21 protein-coding genes are annotated in these 20,033 nt (G+C 35.8%); 6 read left to right on the top strand and 15 right to left on the bottom strand.

The features are described from left to right. Positions 1–13: 13 nt before the first annotated feature. The 3 genes from aat to AEQSU_RS06960 all read right to left on the bottom strand — a co-directional run bounded on the left by aat (position 14) and on the right by AEQSU_RS06960 (position 2,171). Positions 14–655: a leucyl/phenylalanyl-tRNA--protein transferase gene (aat, locus tag AEQSU_RS06970; protein ID WP_014782158.1), complete on the bottom strand. Its 642-nt coding sequence runs from the start codon at positions 653–655 to the stop codon at positions 14–16. A gap of 99 nt (positions 656–754) precedes the next feature. After that, positions 755–1,132, bottom strand: a complete 378-nt coding sequence (locus AEQSU_RS06965) for a DUF3127 domain-containing protein (RefSeq protein ID WP_014782157.1) — start codon at positions 1,130–1,132, stop codon at positions 755–757. A 145-nt stretch (positions 1,133–1,277) separates the two neighbouring features. Beyond that, entirely contained in the window at positions 1,278–2,171 is an 894-nt protein-coding gene (locus AEQSU_RS06960) for a flavin reductase family protein (protein WP_042492367.1), read from the bottom strand. 98 nt (positions 2,172–2,269) lie between these two features. Between AEQSU_RS06960 and AEQSU_RS06955 the strand changes: the two genes are divergently transcribed. Both AEQSU_RS06955 and AEQSU_RS06950 read left to right on the top strand, forming a co-directional pair. After that, on the top strand, positions 2,270–3,424 hold the full coding sequence (locus AEQSU_RS06955) for a sensor histidine kinase (RefSeq protein ID WP_014782155.1): 1,155 nt from the start codon (positions 2,270–2,272) through the stop codon (positions 3,422–3,424). Positions 3,425–3,426: 2 nt separating this feature from the next. Then, positions 3,427–3,774, top strand: coding sequence for a hypothetical protein (locus AEQSU_RS06950; RefSeq protein ID WP_014782154.1), 348 nt, complete (start codon positions 3,427–3,429; stop codon positions 3,772–3,774). On the opposite strand, the gene AEQSU_RS06945 is transcribed toward AEQSU_RS06950, so the two are convergent. Continuing rightward, on the bottom strand, positions 3,764–4,159 hold the full coding sequence (locus AEQSU_RS06945; RefSeq protein WP_014782153.1) for an HIT family protein: 396 nt from the start codon (positions 4,157–4,159) through the stop codon (positions 3,764–3,766). The two genes, AEQSU_RS06950 and AEQSU_RS06945, sit on opposite strands and share 11 nt — an antisense overlap. Before the next feature lies 1 nt (position 4,160). Next, entirely contained in the window at positions 4,161–4,637 is a 477-nt protein-coding gene (greA, locus tag AEQSU_RS06940) for a transcription elongation factor GreA (RefSeq protein WP_014782152.1), read from the bottom strand. Between the two features lie 184 nt (positions 4,638–4,821). On the opposite strand from greA, the gene AEQSU_RS06935 reads away from it, so the two are divergent. Next, positions 4,822–5,256: a Rieske (2Fe-2S) protein gene (locus tag AEQSU_RS06935; RefSeq protein ID WP_014782151.1), complete on the top strand. Its 435-nt coding sequence runs from the start codon at positions 4,822–4,824 to the stop codon at positions 5,254–5,256. Between the two features lie 15 nt (positions 5,257–5,271). On the opposite strand, the gene AEQSU_RS06930 is transcribed toward AEQSU_RS06935, so the two are convergent. After that, entirely contained in the window at positions 5,272–7,464 is a 2,193-nt protein-coding gene (locus tag AEQSU_RS06930; protein ID WP_014782150.1) for a TonB-dependent receptor, read from the bottom strand. A gap of 334 nt (positions 7,465–7,798) precedes the next feature. Here AEQSU_RS06930 and AEQSU_RS06925 point away from each other — a divergent pair, with 334 nt between their 5' ends. Continuing rightward, a complete protein-coding gene (locus AEQSU_RS06925; RefSeq protein ID WP_014782149.1) occupies positions 7,799–10,246 on the top strand; it encodes a hybrid sensor histidine kinase/response regulator in 2,448 nt (815 codons plus the stop codon). Positions 10,247–10,249: 3 nt separating this feature from the next. Here AEQSU_RS06925 and AEQSU_RS06920 read toward each other — a convergent pair whose 3' ends face one another. The 9 genes from AEQSU_RS06920 to AEQSU_RS06880 all read right to left on the bottom strand — a co-directional run bounded on the left by AEQSU_RS06920 (position 10,250) and on the right by AEQSU_RS06880 (position 17,235). Further along, on the bottom strand, positions 10,250–11,608 hold the full coding sequence (locus AEQSU_RS06920) for a sigma-54-dependent transcriptional regulator (RefSeq protein ID WP_014782148.1): 1,359 nt from the start codon (positions 11,606–11,608) through the stop codon (positions 10,250–10,252). 124 nt (positions 11,609–11,732) lie between these two features. Next, positions 11,733–12,122 (bottom strand): hypothetical protein, encoded by a 390-nt coding sequence (locus tag AEQSU_RS06915; RefSeq protein WP_014782147.1) that lies wholly within the window; start codon positions 12,120–12,122, stop codon positions 11,733–11,735. A 215-nt stretch (positions 12,123–12,337) separates the two neighbouring features. Further along, positions 12,338–12,742, bottom strand: a complete 405-nt coding sequence (gene arfB / locus AEQSU_RS06910) for an alternative ribosome rescue aminoacyl-tRNA hydrolase ArfB (RefSeq protein WP_014782146.1) — start codon at positions 12,740–12,742, stop codon at positions 12,338–12,340. Beyond that, the gene (locus AEQSU_RS06905; RefSeq protein WP_014782145.1) at positions 12,739–14,262 is read right to left on the bottom strand and encodes a DUF4301 family protein; all 1,524 of its coding nucleotides are present in this window, start codon (positions 14,260–14,262) and stop codon (positions 12,739–12,741) included. The genes arfB and AEQSU_RS06905 overlap by 4 nt, the downstream gene beginning before the upstream one ends. Before the next feature lie 86 nt (positions 14,263–14,348). Beyond that, entirely contained in the window at positions 14,349–14,879 is a 531-nt protein-coding gene (locus AEQSU_RS06900; RefSeq protein WP_014782144.1) for an AAA family ATPase, read from the bottom strand. Next, a complete protein-coding gene (gene pnuC / locus AEQSU_RS06895) occupies positions 14,876–15,514 on the bottom strand; it encodes a nicotinamide riboside transporter PnuC (RefSeq protein ID WP_014782143.1) in 639 nt (212 codons plus the stop codon). The genes AEQSU_RS06900 and pnuC overlap by 4 nt, the downstream gene beginning before the upstream one ends. Beyond that, the gene (locus AEQSU_RS06890) at positions 15,498–15,758 is read right to left on the bottom strand and encodes a thiamine-binding protein (protein ID WP_014782142.1); all 261 of its coding nucleotides are present in this window, start codon (positions 15,756–15,758) and stop codon (positions 15,498–15,500) included. Before AEQSU_RS06890 ends, pnuC begins: the two co-directional genes overlap by 17 nt. A 142-nt stretch (positions 15,759–15,900) precedes the next feature. Continuing rightward, on the bottom strand, positions 15,901–16,596 hold the full coding sequence (locus AEQSU_RS06885; RefSeq protein ID WP_014782141.1) for a phosphoglycerol geranylgeranyltransferase: 696 nt from the start codon (positions 16,594–16,596) through the stop codon (positions 15,901–15,903). Then, positions 16,597–17,235, bottom strand: a complete 639-nt coding sequence (locus AEQSU_RS06880; RefSeq protein WP_014782140.1) for a 4'-phosphopantetheinyl transferase family protein — start codon at positions 17,233–17,235, stop codon at positions 16,597–16,599. A 97-nt stretch (positions 17,236–17,332) separates the two neighbouring features. Between AEQSU_RS06880 and ahcY the strand changes: the two genes are divergently transcribed. Continuing rightward, positions 17,333–18,649 (top strand): adenosylhomocysteinase, encoded by a 1,317-nt coding sequence (ahcY, locus tag AEQSU_RS06875; protein ID WP_014782139.1) that lies wholly within the window; start codon positions 17,333–17,335, stop codon positions 18,647–18,649. Positions 18,650–18,774: 125 nt separating this feature from the next. Beyond that, positions 18,775–19,917, top strand: a complete 1,143-nt coding sequence (locus tag AEQSU_RS06870; RefSeq protein WP_014782138.1) for a methionine aminotransferase — start codon at positions 18,775–18,777, stop codon at positions 19,915–19,917. Positions 19,918–20,033: the final 116 nt, after the last annotated feature.

The following is a 20,033-nucleotide window of genomic DNA, read 5'->3' as shown; positions in this document are numbered from 1 at the left end:
TTCAAAAACTAATTTACCTTAAAAGCATTTCTAAAAACTCGGCTCTCCCAATCTCCTCTGCCCCCAAACTTTCTAAATGTCCATTATAAATCTGGCAATCAATAAACTTATAATTTTTGGTTTTTACATATTCTGAAAGATGATAAAAAGCCACTTTTGAAGCGTCGCTAACAAGACTAAACATACTCTCACCACAAAATACTTTCTTCTGTGGAAGGTCTAGTCCGTATAGTCCGCCCACAAGTTTGTCTTTTTCCCAAACCTCGATGGACATAGCGTGATCGGCTTTATGAAGAGCCACATAAGCTTCTTGCATTTCTTTTGTTATCCAAGTTCCAGTTTGTCCATTTCTTGAAACCGTTGCGCAGTTTTTAATAACTTCCATGAAATTTTGGTTGAATGTAATTTTGAATTTTTCACTTTTTATAGATTTCCGAAGGCTTTTAGAAACCTTGAATTTTTCAGGAAATAAAATCATTCGTGGGTCTGGGCTCCACCACAAAATTGGCTGATTTGCTTCATACCAAGGGAAAATTCCAGAATTATAAGCAAGCAATAATCGCTCTACGGAAAGATTACCGCCAATAGCCAGAAGTCCATCGCCCGTCGCTTCTTCTATATTTGGAAACCAAAGCTTTTCAGTTAAAAAGTGCATACTTCAAAATTGGTAAAATTTTTCGCATAAAAAAACCTCAGAATGTGGACTTTCTGAGGCTCTTTCATTAACTAATCAATTATGGCAAAAACCCCTTAATTAAAAGGGAAGGTCATCGTGATCATCATCATTAACATCGTCTGCTGGTTCAAAAGATTTAGCAGGTGGCATTGGTGGAATATTTCCGCTGGCTGCTGCTTGAGATACATTTTCAACACGCCATCCTTGGATGCTGTTAAAATATTTGGTTTCGCCTTGTGGGTTTACCCATTCGCGGCCACGAACGTTAATGCTTACTTTTACGTCTTGTCCCACTTTATATGCATTCAGCAAATCTGTTTTATCTTGTACAAATTCTATCATTATAACTTGTGGATACTGCTCTTCTGTAGTAATTACCAGCTCGCGTTTCCTGAAACCGTTGCTACCGTATTCTTTGGTTTCGTCTATCAATTTGATTTTTCCTTGTAATTCCATTTTCTTTATTATTTATTCTTAATTATTATTTTCTATTCTCTATTGTTGTTTTTTATTGAAATGGCACGCATTTTTATGAATTGGCACGCGATAAATCGCGAGCCTACGGCAATCGTGAATGCTACAACGATGTTACCTCTCCACTTTAAGGGTCGGGGATAAATCCAGAATTTGCCAGTAAAATCTTCCAAGCTTCATCAACTTTTCCTTCGCAAAGGAATTCTTGTGCTTTTTTATGAATTGCTTCAGAATTGTTTAAAGCGATCATTTTTTTTAATTCTTCAGAAGCGTTCATAAAGATATTAATTTCTTCTGAATTTGGGAAATTTTCTACATTGCCTAACATTCCTAAATCGTTTCCTGTTAATACTTTGCTATTTCGAATTTCTTCAGGAAGCATATCTATGCCCATTCCAAGGGTTGTTAACGGTTTTGGTACTTCAAAAAGACCTGCTTTGGCACGGCTGTACCAATTACCGCCAAGACGTGAAACTGTATCAATTTTGAACGGATCGATGTTACCTTCTTCGTCTAAAATTTCTTCTTTTACATGAATTTTCACCACTTCACAAATCACCAAATTACCAGCGCCACCTTCTTTTCCAAGTGAAATAACTTCGTTTACTTTACATTCCAATTGTACGGGAGCTTCAGCTACGCGTGGTGGTTTTACCAATTCGGAAGCCAATTCTGTGAAGCCTGCTTTCTTAAATTCGTTTACGCCTTCAGCATATTCGGTGGAAGAAAGTGAGACTTGTTGCACCATTTCAAAACTTACAATGTTTATAACCACTTCGGGTACTTCTAAAACATTTTCGTAAGTATGTTTTGTGGTATTATCGCGTCCTCGTCTTGCGGGAGAAAACACCAAGATTGGAGGTTTCGCACTAAAAACATTAAAAAAACTGAAAGGCGAAAGGTTTACGTTTCCTTCACTATCCATGGTACTTGCAAAGCAAATAGGTCTTGGTGAAACAGCGCCCAAAAGGTAGCCGTGAAGTTTTCCAGTAGATAATTCGTGTGGTTCAATAGATATCATTACCTGCAAATGTACCCAAAGATTGTAGCTTGTAAAAACTTGATTGTACAATAATATCAACATATTTGCTTTATATTTATTCAGGAAAAAAATTCTTTATGCTACAGAAAAAAACGTTCTCACGTTGGGCTTTTATTTTGGCTTCACTTTTAATTGTTAGTCTGATTTTATGGAATACATATATTTTCTTCAATCAATTGAAGGAAAATGAACGTACAAAAATGGAGATCTGGGCCGTTGCTCAAGAGGAATTAGCCCAAAGCCTTGAAGGCGAAGGAGGTGCGGTAAGCGAAACAGCACTTACAATTATTCGCAGTAATAGCACAACGCCAATGATTCTTCACACACTGAAAGAAGATAATTATGAAGGTAGGAATATTGATGAAGCAATTTTGAACAATGATGAAACCCTTAAAAATAAAATTTCACAATTTCAATCTGAATATGAACCCTTAGAAGTGAAGTATAATGACCAAGTACTTTCAGTAATTTACTTTGGCAACTCTCCATTAATTAACAAACTAAAATATTATCCAGCGGCACTTATCCTAATAATTTTCCTTTTCATTTTAGCTGTTTATCTCTTCTACAAAACCTCCAAATCTGCGGAACAAAACAGACTTTGGGCAGGAATGGCTAAGGAAACAGCACACCAGATTGGCACGCCGCTTTCGTCTTTAGTGGGTTGGGCAGAACTCTTAAAAAGTGAAAATGTGAACCCAGAATATATTGTTGAAATGGAGAAAGACATCAGCCGTTTGGAGACCATAACGGATCGTTTTTCGAAAATTGGTTCCATACCAAAATTGGAGCAGCACGATTTGGTTGAAGAAACAAAATCAACCTTCTACTACTTACAAAAGCGTTCGTCAAAACTCATAAATTTTGAACTTAATGTTCCTGAAAAACCAATTTATGTTCAAATGAACCCGCAGCTTTTCAGTTGGACGATTGAGAATTTGGTAAAAAACGGAATTGATGCAATGAAGGGAAAAGGGAAAATAACTATTTCGATTGAAAAGAATTCAAAACTTGCTTTGGTACATATTGCTGACACTGGAAAAGGACTGACAAAAAGTGAATTTAGAAGAATATTTACACCAGGACATACTACAAAAAAACGCGGCTGGGGCTTGGGGCTTTCATTAGCAAAGCGTATCATTGAAGAATACCATAACGGGAAAATTCGCGTTCTAAAAAGCGTTCCAAATCAAGGAACCACAATGGAAATTGCCTTAAAGACTGAAAGTTAATAATGAAACAGAAAACCCATACGCTACACACGGCTCGCTCCAAAAACAACTGCCCAACTTGTTTTGGAGCAGACGGTTTAGAATTTACTTTTACGCAAGAGGAAAAAGAAACACCATTCTTTAAAAAACCAGCTTTAGAAATAGAAAATAAACTTTTCTGTCACACCTGCAACAATAAAATTTACCCTGTAAATTGGACCGAAGACATAGAACGCGTTTTTGATTACAACAAAAAAATAGCGGAAACCAATAAACAGTATTTAAAGGTAAAACCGCTATTTTATATTATGGTGGTTGTGGCTCTCGTTATTGTAGCTGCCGGGGTTTATTTTTTGATTCCTACGCTTTAAGTTTCTCGGAAATCGCTTCGGCTAAAAACTGAAATTCTTCCGAAGTCAATTTCACTTTTTTGGTGAAACGCATATCGTCCATTTCATTCAACGGAATAAGATGAACGTGAACGTGAGGCACTTCCAAGCCTACTACGGCCATCCCAACACGTTTGCAGGGAACAGTTTTTTCTAGTGCTAAAGCCACCTTTCTGGAGAACTGCATCAATTGTAGATAAAGATGTTCGCCCATATCGAAAATTTTGTCAATTTCTTCTTTAGGAACGCAGAGCGTATGCCCTTTAGAGTTTGGATTTACATCTAAAAAAGCTATGAAATTATCGTCCTCCGCTACTTTGTAACAGGGAATTTCACCTTCAATAATTTTTGTGAAAACTGATGCCATATTAATCTCTTGATATTTCTAAAATGTCGAATTTAAGCACTCCATTTGGCACTTGTATTTCGGCTACTTCGCCTTTTTGTTTGCCTAAAAGTCCTCTTCCAATAGGGGAATCTACGGAAATTTTTCCGGTTTTAAGATCTGCTTCGCTTTGAGCCACCAATTTATAGGTCATTTCCATTCCGTTATTTTGGTTCTTGATTTTAACGGTAGAGTGTACCAAAACTTTGCTCAAATCCAGTTGAGATTCATCTATCAAACGGGCGTTTGCTAGAATTTCTTCCATCTTTGCAATGCGCATTTCTAACATTCCCTGTGCCTCTTTGGCGGCATCATATTCGGCATTTTCACTCAAATCGCCCTTATCGCGTGCTTCGGCAATTGCATTGGAAGCTTTTGGACGCTCCACATCTCGAAGTTGATCTACTTCTTCTCTTAATTTTTTTAATCCTTCGGCAGTATAATAAGATACTTTACTCATAATTTTATCGTTTGTGTATGCAGAACATACCTATTCTTAAATATAACAAAATCCCGGCTCGTGGCGGGACTCACTTTTAATAAACTGAAAAAATCCCATACTAAGACGGGATCGTGTTTAACAAATATACTAAAAATTTACTTGTTGTGTTATTTGTTGTAATTTCGTCCTTAAAATTATTTCAATGAAAAATAAATTTCTTTTCCTATTGCTTAGCGTTTTAATCATGTCTTGCTCAAAAAAAGACGATAAGCAAGAACGCAACCCCTATTTAACAGATCCTGCGGTGCGTATAAATCTAAACCTAAACCTTCCAGAATACAACAAATTGAAATTTCCTGGTGAGTCCGTTATTGTTGGACAAGGTATTAAGGGAATTGTAGTGTATTGCGCCAACGAAAGTCTTTATTTTGCCTTTGATCTTACGGATCCAAACCACGCACCCAGTAATTGTTCCCGAATGGAGTTGGATGGCGTGATCGCAAGTTGTCCTTGCCAGAATGATGACAACAAATATTACATTACTACAGGCCAACACATCAAGGAGCCAGACACTAAATACCCGATGCAATCCTACCGCGTGGAGCGGAATGGTAATAGTATTTTGGTTAGTAATTAGGCTAAGCCTAAATATCTAAAATTTTATCGTCGCCCCAACCAAAAAGTTAATTGTAGCCTGCGGATAATACCCTGCGCCCTCAACAGTAGTAACCGTTCCCGGATTGCTAAAATCATCATCATATGTATAAAAATAACCATTGGAAACATATTTTACATTAAAAATATTGTTCACCAAAGCTGAAAAAACCACTTCCTTGATCCAAGGAAGTCCGTCCAAAGTGTAAACAATATTTAGGTCATTGATGAAGTAACTGTCCAATTTTGAAACTTCACTATCAATATTTCCCATAAATTGTTCCCCGACAAATTTTGTGAGAAATCCGAGTTGCAATTTTTCTATCGGAGAATATTCCAACATATTTGCTGCAACCACTGAAGGCGAAAAGGAAATATTGGTATTGCCAAGATTTACCAATTCACCGTTCCGAGAATTAACGAAATCTACATTTTTATTGGTGCTTAAAGCTAGGTTCGGAAGGGTTCTAAGATTTTTCAAAAGTTGTATTTCGGCATCAATCTCCAATCCTAAACGGTAACTTTTTCCGCTGCTGGTTCGTAAACCTGCGCCAACGTCATTTAATTCGCCCGAAAGCACTAATTGGTCTTTGTAATTCATATAAAAAACATTAGCGTTGACCTTCGCTTTTTCCTTAGCAAAACGAAAACCAAGTTCAAAATCATCCAGTTTTTCAGGAGTTACTATATTCTGCTCATAATCATTTCGTGAAGGTTCGCGGTGTGCTTTTCCGTAGGAGAAATAGAATTGATTTGAAAGATTCAATTTATAAGTCAATCCAGCTTTCGGGTTGAAAAAAGAATAATTTTCATCTATATTCATCGGCACCAAATCTGACGTAATTCCCGAAGTTTTATAATTTAAAAATCGCCCTTGGAAATCTCCGAAAATGCTCCAATTTTCATCAATTCTGTAGGTTGCTTTTGAAAAAACTGTGAATTCATTTTTCTCGCCATTTCCTTCGTAATAGCGATCGCGGATTTCAGAATTACTGGCGTAACCTGCCCAAATTACTTCGCCAAAATGGTCGCCAGTGTAATAACTATAAAAGGCGCCTCCAGTAAAATCTATTTTATTGTTTTTATAATTCACGTTTGCATTTGCCGCATAAAAATTATTGTCCAACCAACGTCGACGAATTAAATCTGTTTTATTTATGGTGTCGTTCCCAAATATTAAAGGCTCAAAACCGTACGTTTTAAATTTCTCATCTTCTTTGTATTGTTCAAAATAACCCTTTCCTTTTGTGTAATTGAAAGAAACATTCGTACTCCAATTATTATTAAAACGCTGGTTCCAAAGCAATTGATAATGATCTTGCGCATAATTATCCACTTCATTATCATAAAACCGAATGTTTCCATTTTCATCTTCATATTCTCCGGCCGGATTATAAGTTCTATCGTTTTCAAGCTTTTCTGGATCCTCCAAACCGTTCCAAGATTGATAAGTTTCTTCCCTTCCGCCGAAAACCAAGGCTTTAATCAAGGTATTTCTATTTACAAACGCCGCTTGCAGAAAGTAGGATTTTAAGTCGGAACTGGCTCTGTCAATATATCCATCAGATTTGATGGTGGACAACCTTCCCGCTAATTCAAAATGATTGGAAAGTAAGCCAGTGCTGAACTTAACGTTGTGTTTATGTGTTTTATAACTTCCAAAGGAATTTGAAATCTCACCATTCGCCTCATCTGAAATTGCATCACTCAACAAGTTCAAACTCGCGCCAAAAGCACCCGAACCATTAGTTGAAGTTCCCACGCCACGTTGCAGTTGCAAACTTTGCACTGAAGAAGTAAAATCGGGCAAGTTTACCCAGAACGTTCCTTGACTTTCAGAATCGTTATAAGGAATTCCGTTCAACGTAACATTCACACGCGAAGCATCGCTTCCACGAACCCGAATGTAAGTATAACCAACGCCAGCCCCAGCATCGCTTGTGGTTACTACAGACGGCAAATAGTTAAGCATATACGGAATATCCTGCCCAAGATTGCGCTTCGCAAGTTCTTCTTTGTCGAGATTTGAGTGGGTAATTGGCGAATCTGCCTCCACGCGAACGGCTTGCACCAAAACTTCGTCTAAAGATTCAACTTTTGTAGTGTCCTGCGATTTTGTCTGCGGAATTTCCTGTGCAGAAACCGTGATAAACAGTGAAGAAAATACTGCGAAAATCAATAACTTTTTCATTCGTATAAAAATTTTGTACGAATAAAAGGGGCGTTATTCTCTGTTGGTTAAATGTTTACATAAAAAAACCCTGAAAACATTGCGTCGCGCAATATTACAGGGGGTTCCTATTTATTTTCCCTTGGCAGCATTACCCGCCCAGGTTCTTTGGGTATAATCTCAGCCTTTTTCAATTCTGAATTGAAATCCGCACCCCTTTGAGATGTTTAGCAAAATTACATTTCTTTTTTAACTTAAACCTTCCATTTCGATTTCAATTTCGATTTCAATTTCAATTTCGATTTTTACCATATCCTTAATACTTCTCTTTTTATATAGTCTTTACATTTGAGCAATGGCCAATTCCAAAAATAAATTTACACTCAAAATCATTTTCAGCTACTTAATTTTAGGTGCTTTGGCTGTGATTGTTGGTGCATTTTTATATTCAGAATTTAAAAATTACACATCTGAAACGAATGAAAAAGCAGGTGAAAAGAAATTCATAGAAACCGGAACACTTATCAATTTGGTTTACGAAACCGACGGATTTTCAAGACTTGCGCTTTTAACAGAAAACGATGCAGATTTTGAAAAATACATCATCAAAACAGATTCACTTTTCTTGAAAATCAAAGAAATAAAATTGCTTACCACCAATGATTTTCAACTGAAACAACTGGATAGCGTAAAAAGCTTGCTCATTGAAAAAAATCAAAATATTGATCAACTTCGTATTTTGCGTTTAACAAATAATAAAGATTCTTCACTTGATGATATTCTGAAGGAAGTTAAAAAACTGGAAGCCTCGATCGGTTTAAATTCAGTGGAAACGCTTTATAGAAATCCTTCAAAACTGAGCAGCAGAGAGCGAAAAATTTGGCAATCTTATGCAGATTATCTCAATAGTAATGCGGGAAGAGACACTTCCACCGTAAAGTCTAAAACCGTAGATTCTATGCTTGTCGCTTCAAGATATATTGTCGCTGAAGCCAAAAAGGAAAATTCGAGAATACGTCAATCTTTGATGCAAAAGGAGAATGACTTGATTAGAAATGACCTTAATATTTCGGAACGTTTGCGTGAAATAATCGTAAGTTTTGACAGTGAAATTGCAAAAAACAACAACCTAGAAAAACTACAACGTTCCGAATCTATGGTTAGAACTGGCCAGATTTTGAAGTTTGCAGGTATTTTGGGAGGCATTACAGTTTTGCTCTTTTCCTACTTTATTCTTTCCGATTTTTTTCGCGCAGAACGATTCAAAAAGAATTTGGAAGTATCTAAAAATTACGCTGAATCACTTTTGAAAAGTCGCGAACAACTGATTTCCTCAGTTAGTCATGATTTGAAAACTCCGTTGAATACTATTAGTGGTTATTCTGAATTATTCCAAAATTCGTCGCTTTCAGAAAAACAGAAATACTATTTAAGTCAGATAACCTCTAGCTCCCATTTCATTTCACATTTGGTTGATGATTTGTTAGATTACTCAAAATTAGAAGCTGGAAAACTGCCGATAGAAAGCGTTTCTTTTTCGTTGGAAAACATAATTCTAGAAGCTGGAAACGCAGTGAAACACCAATATCTTCAAAAATCAATTGAGCTAAAGCTTTCGATTTCTGAAAAAATAAAAGGCCAAATTTTTGAAAGCGACCCATTGCGAATCAGGCAGATTATAAACAATTTGGTGGGCAACGCATTTAAATTTACGGAAAAAGGAGCTGTTGAAATTAAGGTTGAAGAAATAGAAAAAAAGAACGAAACTTCAAAAATAAAAATTTCCGTAATAGATACTGGAATCGGTATTTCTGAAGAAAAACAACAACTTATCTTTAACGAATTTACGCAAGCAGAAACTGATACTGCGCACAAATTTGGCGGTAGCGGTTTGGGTCTTGCAATCTCAAAAAAACTCACTGAACTTTTGGGAGGAACTATAGAAGTTGAAAGTGTTTTGGGTGAAGGAAGTTCTTTCAACTTAATACTTCCGCTGAAAAAATCGGAGCGTATTTTGTCTAAAATTAGTTCTGAAAAAACAAATTCTTTTAACGATTTAAAAGCTGTGATAATAGACGATGATGACACAATGCGCGCGCTTTTACAAGAGGTTTTTGAGCAGCTAAATATTTATTCTAAAACGTTTCAAGACTATGATGATTTTACCAAAATTCCTGGCGATTATGATTTCGTTCTTACCGACATTCAAATGCCAAAAACAGACGGTTTTACCATTTTAAAAAATTTAAAAAATGGTGAAATTACTTCGTATAAAAATCAGCCTGTTATTGCAATGACAGGAAGTCGAGAACATTCGAGAGATTTCTATTTCAAAAAAGGTTTTGCAGAAATGCTTCCAAAACCATTTTCTAAACAGGAACTTATAACTGTTTTAGAAAAAATATTTCCAGAACGAAGCAATTTATCAGAAGAAAAGCTATTGAACGAAAACGTAGAAAATGATGTTTCAAAAAACGATAAATTCGATCTTTCACTTTTAAAATCTTTTTTAAATACAGACGAAGCTTTGGAAGAAGTGCTCACTATTTTCAACACGCAAACGGAGCAAGATTTGCAACAAATAAAAAATGCAATTGCAGAAAAAAATATAGAAAAAACTGCAGAAATAGCACACCGAATGCTAACGATGTTCCGTCAATTAAAAGCAAATGCTGTGATTTCTATTCTTGAAAAAATGGAGGATTTTGAAGAAGAAAAAGTTGAAATTGGTCAGATGAAAATGCTAGTTGAAAAATTAATAATGAACATTCGTGATTTGCAAAAAGAACTCGAAAATCGATAAACTTTAAAGCTCAATTTTATAGAGCTCCAACTTATTGTAAAGTGTTTTTCGTGTAATATTTAGCAGTTTTGCGGCTTTAGTTTTATTAAAATCTGCTTCTTTTAATGCATTTATTATAAGCTGCTTTTCGTTGCTTTCTTTTGAAAAATCTAAAAATTCTTTTTTTTGTTTTGTAGAAAAAAGTACTTCTCTCGGAATTACTTCCAAAGGAATTAAAGCTGAATTCGTCAATAAAACAGAACGTTTTATTACGTTTTTAAGTTCCCTTAAATTCCCTGGCCAAGGGTAGTTTTTGAAAGCTTCTCCCACTTCTTTTGAAAGCCCCAAAACTTCTTTTCCTAGAGAGCTGTTGGCTTCATTTAAAAAGTATTCGGTAAACAAAAATAGATCTTCCTTGCGTTCGTGAAGTGAAGGAATGTGAATTGAAAACTCATTCAAACGATGATATAAATCCTCACGGAATTTTCCGTCGGAAACCGCTTTTAGTAAATCTTCATTTGTTGCAGAAAGTATGCGAACATCTACCTCAATTTCAGTGTTACTTCCAACAGGTTTTATGCGTCGTTCTTGCAAAGCGCGCAGTAGTTGAATTTGGTTTTCATAGGAAAGATTTCCTACTTCATCCAAAAATAATGTTCCGCCATCAGCGGCTTCAAAATGTCCTTTTTTATCATTTATGGCTCCCGTAAAACTGCCCTTTACGTGTCCAAAAAATTCACTCGCAGCAATTTCTTTTGGTATTGCGCCGCAGTCTACAGCTACAAAGCTTTCACCTTTTCTATTGCTGAAATTGTGGATTGCTTTTGCCGCAACTTCTTTCCCAGTTCCACTTTCGCCTTGAATCAAAACACACATGTCTGTTGGCCCAACAAGCTTCAAATATTCATTGAATTTTTTAGAAGATCCACTTATTCCAACAACAAAATTGGGTTTTTCTGAAATGGTTTTTGGAGAAATTTTCTTTTCACTAGTTTTTGAAATATAAGTTTCTGAAGAATCAATTTTCTGAGAATCCTCTTCAATAATCATCAACAATTCCTCGGGGCGAAACGGTTTCGAAATATAATCTAAAGCACCTTTTTTAATAGCTTTTACCGCTGTATCTACTTCGGCGTAACCGGTCATTAAAATAACTTTCGTCTTTGGGGAAACTTGCTGCGAATATTCTAGCAATTCCAAACCAGAATCGTCTGGAAGTTGTAAATCTGTGATTAGGATATCAAAATTGTTCTCGGCTAAAGTTTTACGAGCGCTTTGACCCGTAAGAGAAACCGAAACCTGAAATCCTTTTCGTTCCAAAAAAGTAGTGAGCATTTTTCCAAAAGCTACATCGTCTTCAATTATATGTATTTGCTGCGCCATTAGGTTTTCTGAAGTGGTAAAAATAGTGAGTAAATGGCAGGGCAATCTTTAAAGTTATCATAAAAAAAGGCGCCCATAATTGGACGCCTTTTTCAGAAGTATTGAATCTAAAAATACCTGCAGCTTACTGCTTCTTTAATTCATTTTTAATCCACTCACCTTTTGCATTTGCATAAACCGTTGCAGCTTTTTTGTCTGCAGTGGCAAGGTTAAGTTTATATTCTCCTTTGGCATTCACGTAAGCCTTAGAAATAGTGGCGCCGTCAAAATCCTTGGTTACAGCATCTTGAACAGTTTGAGGTACTTCAGAAGCTTTTACTTCTTTATAGTCTTGCGCTGGAACTGCAATTACAGCAGTCTCAGCATCTTGTGCAGCCTCAATATTGTTTTCAACTTGTGCTTCAACGGCAGTTTGCTTCACCTCGTTCATTGCAGTTGCTTCTTTGTCAGTTTGTGCAGTTGCTGCAGTTAAACCTCCTAATAAAATTGCTGTACTTAAAATTAACTTTTTCATTGTTTTTGTTTTTAAAAAATTATCTATTCGTTTCTCTAAGTTTGTTTGTTGTCTAGTATATAGAAAAATTAGTGCCATATAAAAATAGGAACAAAGAAACCTCTCAAATAATTGTAAATCAATTATTTGTACATTTTATATTTTTTTCGAAGTATTGAAGAAGTGTGTAAAGTGAAGAACAACTGTGTAAAAATTATACAACTGTTGTGTAAACACTATTCAATCTTAGGCGGTTTGCGATTAGATTTTTTAAAAGCATTTTCTTTTTTAGATTTTAAACGTCTTTCGATTGCGCCTTTTGAAGGTTTTGTTTTTTTGCGAGGTTTTGGAACTTTTAAGTTCTGCTGAAGCAATCCAACCAATCTTTCAATAACGATAGCTTTGTTTCGGTGCTGGCTTCGGGTTTCGCCGCATTGCAGCATTATGATTCCTTCAGAAGAAATTTTTGTTGAAAGTTTTAGACGAAGTCTTTCTTTTTCTGTTTCCGAAAGCGCCTCAGAATTTTCCAAATCAAACGACACCTCAACTTTTGAAGCCGTTTTGTTTACATGCTGTCCGCCTGGGCCACTGCTGCGAATGGCTTTAAAAGAAAGTTCAGCTATTAAAACTTCAGTTTTCATTTGGGTTGGTGTACTTCGTTTAAAAGATCGTTTACAGTTTTTACAGGATTGAAAGTGATGAGCGGCACTTCCACAAAAACAGTGTTCCAGTTTGCCATTGCGCCGTTCCACAATCCTGGAAGTTCCAAAGCTTTTATGGGTTTTCCTTGGTAGGATTTATTCGAAATAAAACCTGCATCAGGATCTGAATACTTTAAAAGATTATACTTTTCGCCTTTATAATTGCGCACGCCACAAACCAAATCTACTGGATTGAAATGCGTGGCTTCTTCAACTAAAGCTTTTTGTTTTGAATTGTTTGTATCAATTTGCGACATTTCCACTATTTGATACGAAAGGTTTCCGTCTTTGTCTTTTATGAGAAATGGTCCGCCACCTGGAGCACCGGTATTTTCTACTACGCCACAAACTCTAATTGGTCGATCTAGAATCTTAAGAATTTCCTTCTTATATATAGGAGTATCTTTTATGTTTAATTCTTCAGAAATAAATTTTACGATTTCTTTCAAAAGTGCTTCGGAAGGATTTTCGGTTTGAAGTTGCTCTATAAATCTGAAGATTTTTTGCTGAAGCAAAATCAATTTTCCGGCCAATACTTTCTTCTGAAAAGCGACTGTTTCAACATAATTTCGGGAAACCACATTGTCAATATTTTTTATAAAAATGATATCTGCATCTACATCATTCAAATTTTCGAGAAGTGCGCCGTGACCAGACGGACGGAAAAGTAGATCGCCATTTTCATCTATAAAAAGATTGTTTTTTGAAGTTACTGCTACAGTATCGGTTTCCTGTTTTTGAAAGGAATAGGAGATTTTTAATTGAACTCCTGTTTTCTTTTCAACTTTATGTTCTACTTCTTCAAAACGCTTTTTGAATTTTTCTTCGTGTTCTGCTGAAACCGTAAAATGTAAATTGGCAATTCCGTTTGAAGTTACGTAAAAAGCGGCTTCATAGAGTTGTTCGCCAAAAGCAGTGACATAATTGTCACCGTATTTGTGAAAAGGAACGAGCCCTTTCGGAGTGTTGCTGAAGTTTAATCCATCTTCTTCTAGGATTTCTTTTACGAATAAATAATATCGTTTTTCTTTATTGAAATTTTCAAAATCTGGATACTTTTCCTTCAATTTTCGATTTACCAAAAACGAAAAAGCAAAATCGTCAATTGATTCAAAGAATAATTTCGCATTCAGATTTTCTTCTTTTTGAAGGAACTCATCAATGTTTTCTGCTGGATTATACTTCTCTAAAAACTCATGTAAAAACTTAAACATTCTCGTTGCAGCTCCAGAAGCGGGAACGAATTTTAGTAATTCTAATTTATCTTTTTCAACTTCAAAAAGGTTGACGAAATGCTGTTGTTGCTTTTCCGAAAAGACTTCAATTCCATTATTTGCAGACGCCGCCGCCATCACATTTGCAAAAGGAATTCCTTCCTTAAAAATGTTTATTTGGCGTGTAACTTCGGCTTCGGAAAGGCCGTGATTCTTTATTTGTTGTATGTTCTTTTCAGTAAACATTTTTCAATTAAATTAATTCTCTCTACGTTCTTTGCGCCTCCGCGGTGAAAAAATAGGCCGCAGAGTCGCAGAGGACGCAAAGTTTCTTATTCTGTCAATAAAGCGTCAATAATTTTAACTGCTTTATCAAATCTTTCTTTCTCGTTTCCCTTTAAAATTTCATACGGAAAACCTTGTTCTTTCAATTCGGCTTCGAAAATACGAAACATTTCTTCCCTATTGTTTGGTCTATCACGAAGATCGTCAGCATCCCATGGTGTGTCAATATAAGTTAATAGGTAGATGCTGTAATTGTCTTTGGTTGCTTCTTCTTTTATTTCTGAAGGGCAAAATCCGTTGTAATAGTATTCGGAATATACTTTTAGTTCCAGCAAGTTAGTATCGCAAATAAGCAGGTTTTCAGATTGTTTTGAAGCTTCTTTTTCAAGTTTCAGCTGACCTTCTGCAATAGGCAAAAGATCTTCTTTCGAAACCAGCTCCTTTTCATCATCCCACTTTTTTTGAAGATACTCACGCATAAATTCGGGCACCCAAAACGTGTTGAAATGTTCCGCCAACTGCTTCGCCAACGTGGTTTTTCCAGTAGATTCGGGGCCGTATAAAACTACTTTTATCAATTGAGCAGGCTTTTTTCTGGTATGTTCAAATTTTTCCTCCAAGCGCGGTATCCGTAAACTGAAATAATAACAAACAATATAAATTGAAAAGATGTAAATATCAACCCTTTATAAAAATATAAAGGAATTGAGATTACATTCCCGACGAGCAAAAATAGCCAGTTCTCAAGTTTTTTTCGCGCTAAAAGCCACATTGCTACAAAAAATATAGCAGTGGTTAAAGTATCTACATAAGCTGTCCAACTGGTCCATTTATCGAATATTTCGTAAATAATATAGATGAAAAGTAAAGTTGAAACAAAAATTAAAATAGAAATTTTCTTTTCTTTTGAAGTGGTTGTGGTAATGGGCGTATAATGTTCGGCATCTACTTTTCGAGTCCAAATGTACCAACCGTAAATGCTCATTGAAAAGTAGTACGCGTTTATTACTAAATCGCCCAAAAGTCCATAATAAGCTAAAATATAAACGAAAATAGCCGTACTTATAATTCCTGTTGGGTAGATTAAAATATTGTCCTGTTTTGAAAACCAAGCACTCAACAAACCTAAAACTACACCAACAATTTCAAGAATTATGATGTGTGTGGGAACGTCTAAGTATTGCTGAAAAAACCAATCAAAAATGAGGCTCATAGTCGCTGCGATCTGATTTTACTATTTTAATGTAAAGCAAACCTCTTTCCACTGCTTCCAAAGCAATTTTCATTTCTTTTTGAAGTAGGTTCATCACAGCATCATAATCGCCATAAACTTGCGTGCTTAGTGGGTTTTCTAAAACTGTAAGCCCAGAATTCCGTAAGCTTTTGATGAAGTTTATTATTGCGGGTTCAAAATCGTCTTGTAATGGAGTTAATGTAAGTTCTACTGAAATTTTCATTTTTAATTTTTTTCAAATTTACAAGTTTCCTTTGCGGTCTTTGCGACTTGGCGATGGAAATTTTTACCGCAGAGGCGCAGAGGGCGCAGAGCGTTTGAATTTTTGATATTTTTTTGGAATTTGTCTTTTGGTATTTGGTATTTTAATTTTCAAAAGCCGTTCCCATAACAACCATATCTGCTCCAGAATTGTATGCAGCTTGTTTTTGTGCATCAGTTTTTATTCCGCCACCAACAATTAGTGGAATATGGATTGCTTTTTTTACTTCAGAAATAATTTCAGGATTTACTGGAAATTTGGCGCCGCTTCCGGCTTCCAAATAAATAAATTTAGCTCCCATATATTGTCCGGCTAAAGCTGTGTTCACAATTAATTCAATATTTTCCTGCGAAAGCGGTTCCGTTCCAGTCACTTTTGAAACTGCGGAATTATTACCACCATCAATTAAAATATAGCCTGTGGAAATTACTTCCAACGAAGAATCTTTCAGCATTGATATAGACTTTATTTGTTGACCGATTAAATATTCAGCATTTCTTCCTGAAAGTAAACTAAGAAATAAAAGTACATCGGCTTCAGAAGTAATTTGTGAATAATCACCAGGGAAAAGAAAAATTGGAAGTTTTGTAACAGCTTTCAAAACCTTTACACTTTCTTCGGTTTTGCCATTAGCCACAGTGCTTCCACCTACAAAAAGATGTGTGGTTTCCTTCGGAATTTTTTTTAGAAATAATTTTGTTTCAGAAATAGCAAACTTATCTGGATCAATCAAAATGGCCAGTTGCTTTTCTTTTTCGACAACCGATTTTAGAAAAGATTTGTAAAAAACTCCTTCCATTTATTGCTTTTCAGAAATAAGGGCATAGGCACAAGTGAATTCTTCAAATTCAAGAAAATCTACATTATATTTTTGCTGTTTTTCTTCGTAAGTTACGATAGCTGTGGTTTCGCTATCGTCCAGCCTAAAATCTTCCACATAAATATTTTCCAAAAAGCTCACGCCTTTTTCAGCAAAACTTTTATAAAGTGATTCCTTGGCGCACCAAACAATGGTAAGTTTTCGCATTAAAGCATCATCATTCGCCATGGTTCGGTATTCTTCAATCGGAGTGAATTTATGTGCGATTCTGAGAATTTTATTTCGTTGCATTTCAATATCAATTCCCACTTCCGCATCACTAATAATTATTGCGGCAAAGTTGAAAGAATGTGTAATAGAAATATGCTTATCGCCCGTTAAATGTGGCTTTCCGTTTTCGTCGTAATACAAATCCAAATCTGTAAAGCCTTCCAAAGCCATCAAATGCCGAATGCTCATAAAACCACGACGATGCAAATCGCTTTTCATATTGTTTACACGATTGTTGCAATTTTCGGTAAGTAGAATTCCGTCAGAAAGTGCTTCAAAAGATTCTTCAATCTTCCAAATGAAGACTTTAGTGTTCGGATTTACTGTTATAGTTTTGTAAAGTGGCATAAACTTTCGAAAGATATTTTGTAGTTTTGCAGACTTAAAATTTATTTCAATATTAATAAGGTTTCCCCACAAAGCGGAAGCAACAAAGATAACAAATATGTCAACGAAAACTGTGCCTTACACGGCGTTTAAAGTAAAAGATATTTCCCTAGCAGATTGGGGAAGAAAAGAAATTGAGCTTGCCGAAGCTGAAATGCCAGGACTTATGAGTCTTCGTGAAGAATACGGAAACGAGCAGCCTTTGAAAGGTGCTCGCATTGCTGGATGTCTACACATGACCATCCAAACTGCGGTGCTTATTGAAACTTTGAAGGCTTTAGGTGCTGAAGTTACTTGGAGTTCTTGTAACATTTTTTCAACCCAAGATCACGCTGCTGCTGCAATTGCCGCTGCTGGATTTCCAGTTTATGCTTGGAAAGGAATGAATGAAGAGGAATTTGACTGGTGTATTGAGCAAACGCTTTTCTTTGGCGAAGACCGCAAACCATTGAATATGATTCTTGATGATGGTGGTGATTTAACAAATATGGTTTTGGATAAATATCCTGAACTTGCTGCTGGCGTACAAGGTATTTCTGAAGAAACTACCACTGGTGTTCACCGTCTTTACGAGCGTGTGAAAAAAGGAACTTTACCAATGCCCGCTATCAATATTAACGATAGCGTTACAAAAAGTAAATTCGATAATAAATACGGATGTCGTGAAAGTGCTGTGGATGCAATCCGTCGTGCAACAGACATTATGCTTGCCGGAAAACGCGTTGTAGTTTGTGGTTATGGTGATGTTGGTAAAGGAACTGCAGCTTCTTTTAAAGGTGCTGGAAGTATCGTTACCGTTACTGAAATTGATCCAATCTGTGCTTTACAAGCTGCAATGGACGGTTTTGAAGTGAAAAAACTGGAGACTGTTGTTAAAACTGCAGATATCGTTATTACAACTACTGGAAACAAAGATATTATTCGTCCTGAGCATTTTGAAGCGATGAAAGACAAAACAATTGTTTGTAATATTGGGCACTTTGATAACGAAATTGCGGTTTCTTGGTTGAACAAAACTCACGGAAATACAAAAGTTGAAATCAAACCTCAGGTTGATAAATATACAATTAACGGAAAAGATATTATTCTTCTTGCTGAAGGTCGTTTGGTAAATCTTGGTTGCGCAACCGGTCACCCAAGTTTTGTGATGAGTAATAGTTTCACCAACCAAACTTTGGCACAAATTGAACTTTGGAAAAATGGTGAAAACTACGAAAACGAAGTATATATGCTTCCAAAACATTTGGATGAAAAAGTAGCGAAACTTCACCTAGAAAAAATTGGTGTTGAGCTTACTGAACTTAGCCAAGAGCAAGCTGAGTATATTGGCGTAACTGTTGATGGGCCTTTTAAGCCTGAGTATTATAGATACTAGACGTTAAATTTTAGACGTTAGAAAATAGATTAAACCCTTGCTTCCGATAACTATCGGAATGTGAGGGTTTTTTTGTGGAAAATATTTAACTTTTACTTTGCAAATATTATCACTATTTTACTAAAATGATTAAGAACTCAAAACTCCCAAACATCCCAACCTCCATTTTTTCAGTAATGAGCAAAATGGCAACAGACCACGGCGCTTTAAACCTTGCACAAGGCTTCCCAAACTTTCCCAGCGATCCGGCTTTGAATGCTTTGGTGGATCAAGCAATGCAAGATGGCTTTAATCAATACGCGCCAATGGCTGGCGATTTTGAGCTGCGGATGGAAATTTCAAAAAAGATTGAAAGTCTCCACAATCATTTTTACAATCCCGAGACTGAAATAACGATAACTTCCGGGGCGACTCAGGCTATTTTCACGATAATTGCCGCAACAATTAGTAAAGCTGACGAAGTAATAATTTTCACTCCAGCCTATGATTGCTACGCACCAACGGTGGAATTGTTTGGTGGAAAAATTATTCCCATTCAACTAAAACCTCCTTTTTACAATGTGGATTGGCAGGAAGTTGCGGATAAAATTTCAGCTAAAACGAAAATGATAATCATCAATTCGCCACACAACCCAAGTGGCATGCTTTTTTCTGAAGAAGATATGCTGGAATTACAACGATTAGCAGAGAAAAACGATTTGTTGGTTTTAAGTGATGAAGTTTACGAACACATCATTTTTGATGGAAACATACACCAAAGCGCTTCAAAATTTAATGCATTAGCCGAGCGAAGCTTTATTACGGCTTCCTTCGGAAAAACATTTCATAATACAGGTTGGAAAATGGGGTATTGCGCTGCACCAGAATATTTAATGAAAGAGTTTCAAAAAGTGCATCAATTTGTAGTTTTCTGCGTAAATCATCCGTTTCAAAAAGCATTTGCAACCTATTTAAAAGATGTAAATCATTATTTAAAACTATCAAACTTCTATCAGCAAAAGCGTGACTTCTTTTTACATTTAATGGAAGGTTCCAACTTCAAAATTGTTCCTTCAAAAGGAACTTATTTTCAGATGTTGGATTTTTCAGAAATTTCAGATGAAAGTGATATCGTCTTTACGGAAAGACTTACGAAGGAATTCAAAATAGCCACAATCCCAACTTCTGTTTTTAATGAAGGCGGAAAAGATTATAAACAAATACGAGTATGCTTTGCGAAAACAGATGAAACTTTAGCAAAAGCGGCTGGAATTTTAAAAGAATTTTAATTATTGAAACTTATTCAAATTATACCCTACTATAAGTTTTATCAATTAAAACATTAAAACAACAGATTGATTTTTAGCTTAACAGTCATTTTAATAGGTACCTTAGTTAAATAATT

The organism is Aequorivita sublithincola DSM 14238 (assembly GCF_000265385.1).
GTDB lineage: Bacteria > Bacteroidota > Bacteroidia > Flavobacteriales > Flavobacteriaceae > Aequorivita > Aequorivita sublithincola.
Note: the sequence above shows the minus strand (reverse complement) of the source record. Positions and strands in the feature narration are given on the sequence as shown.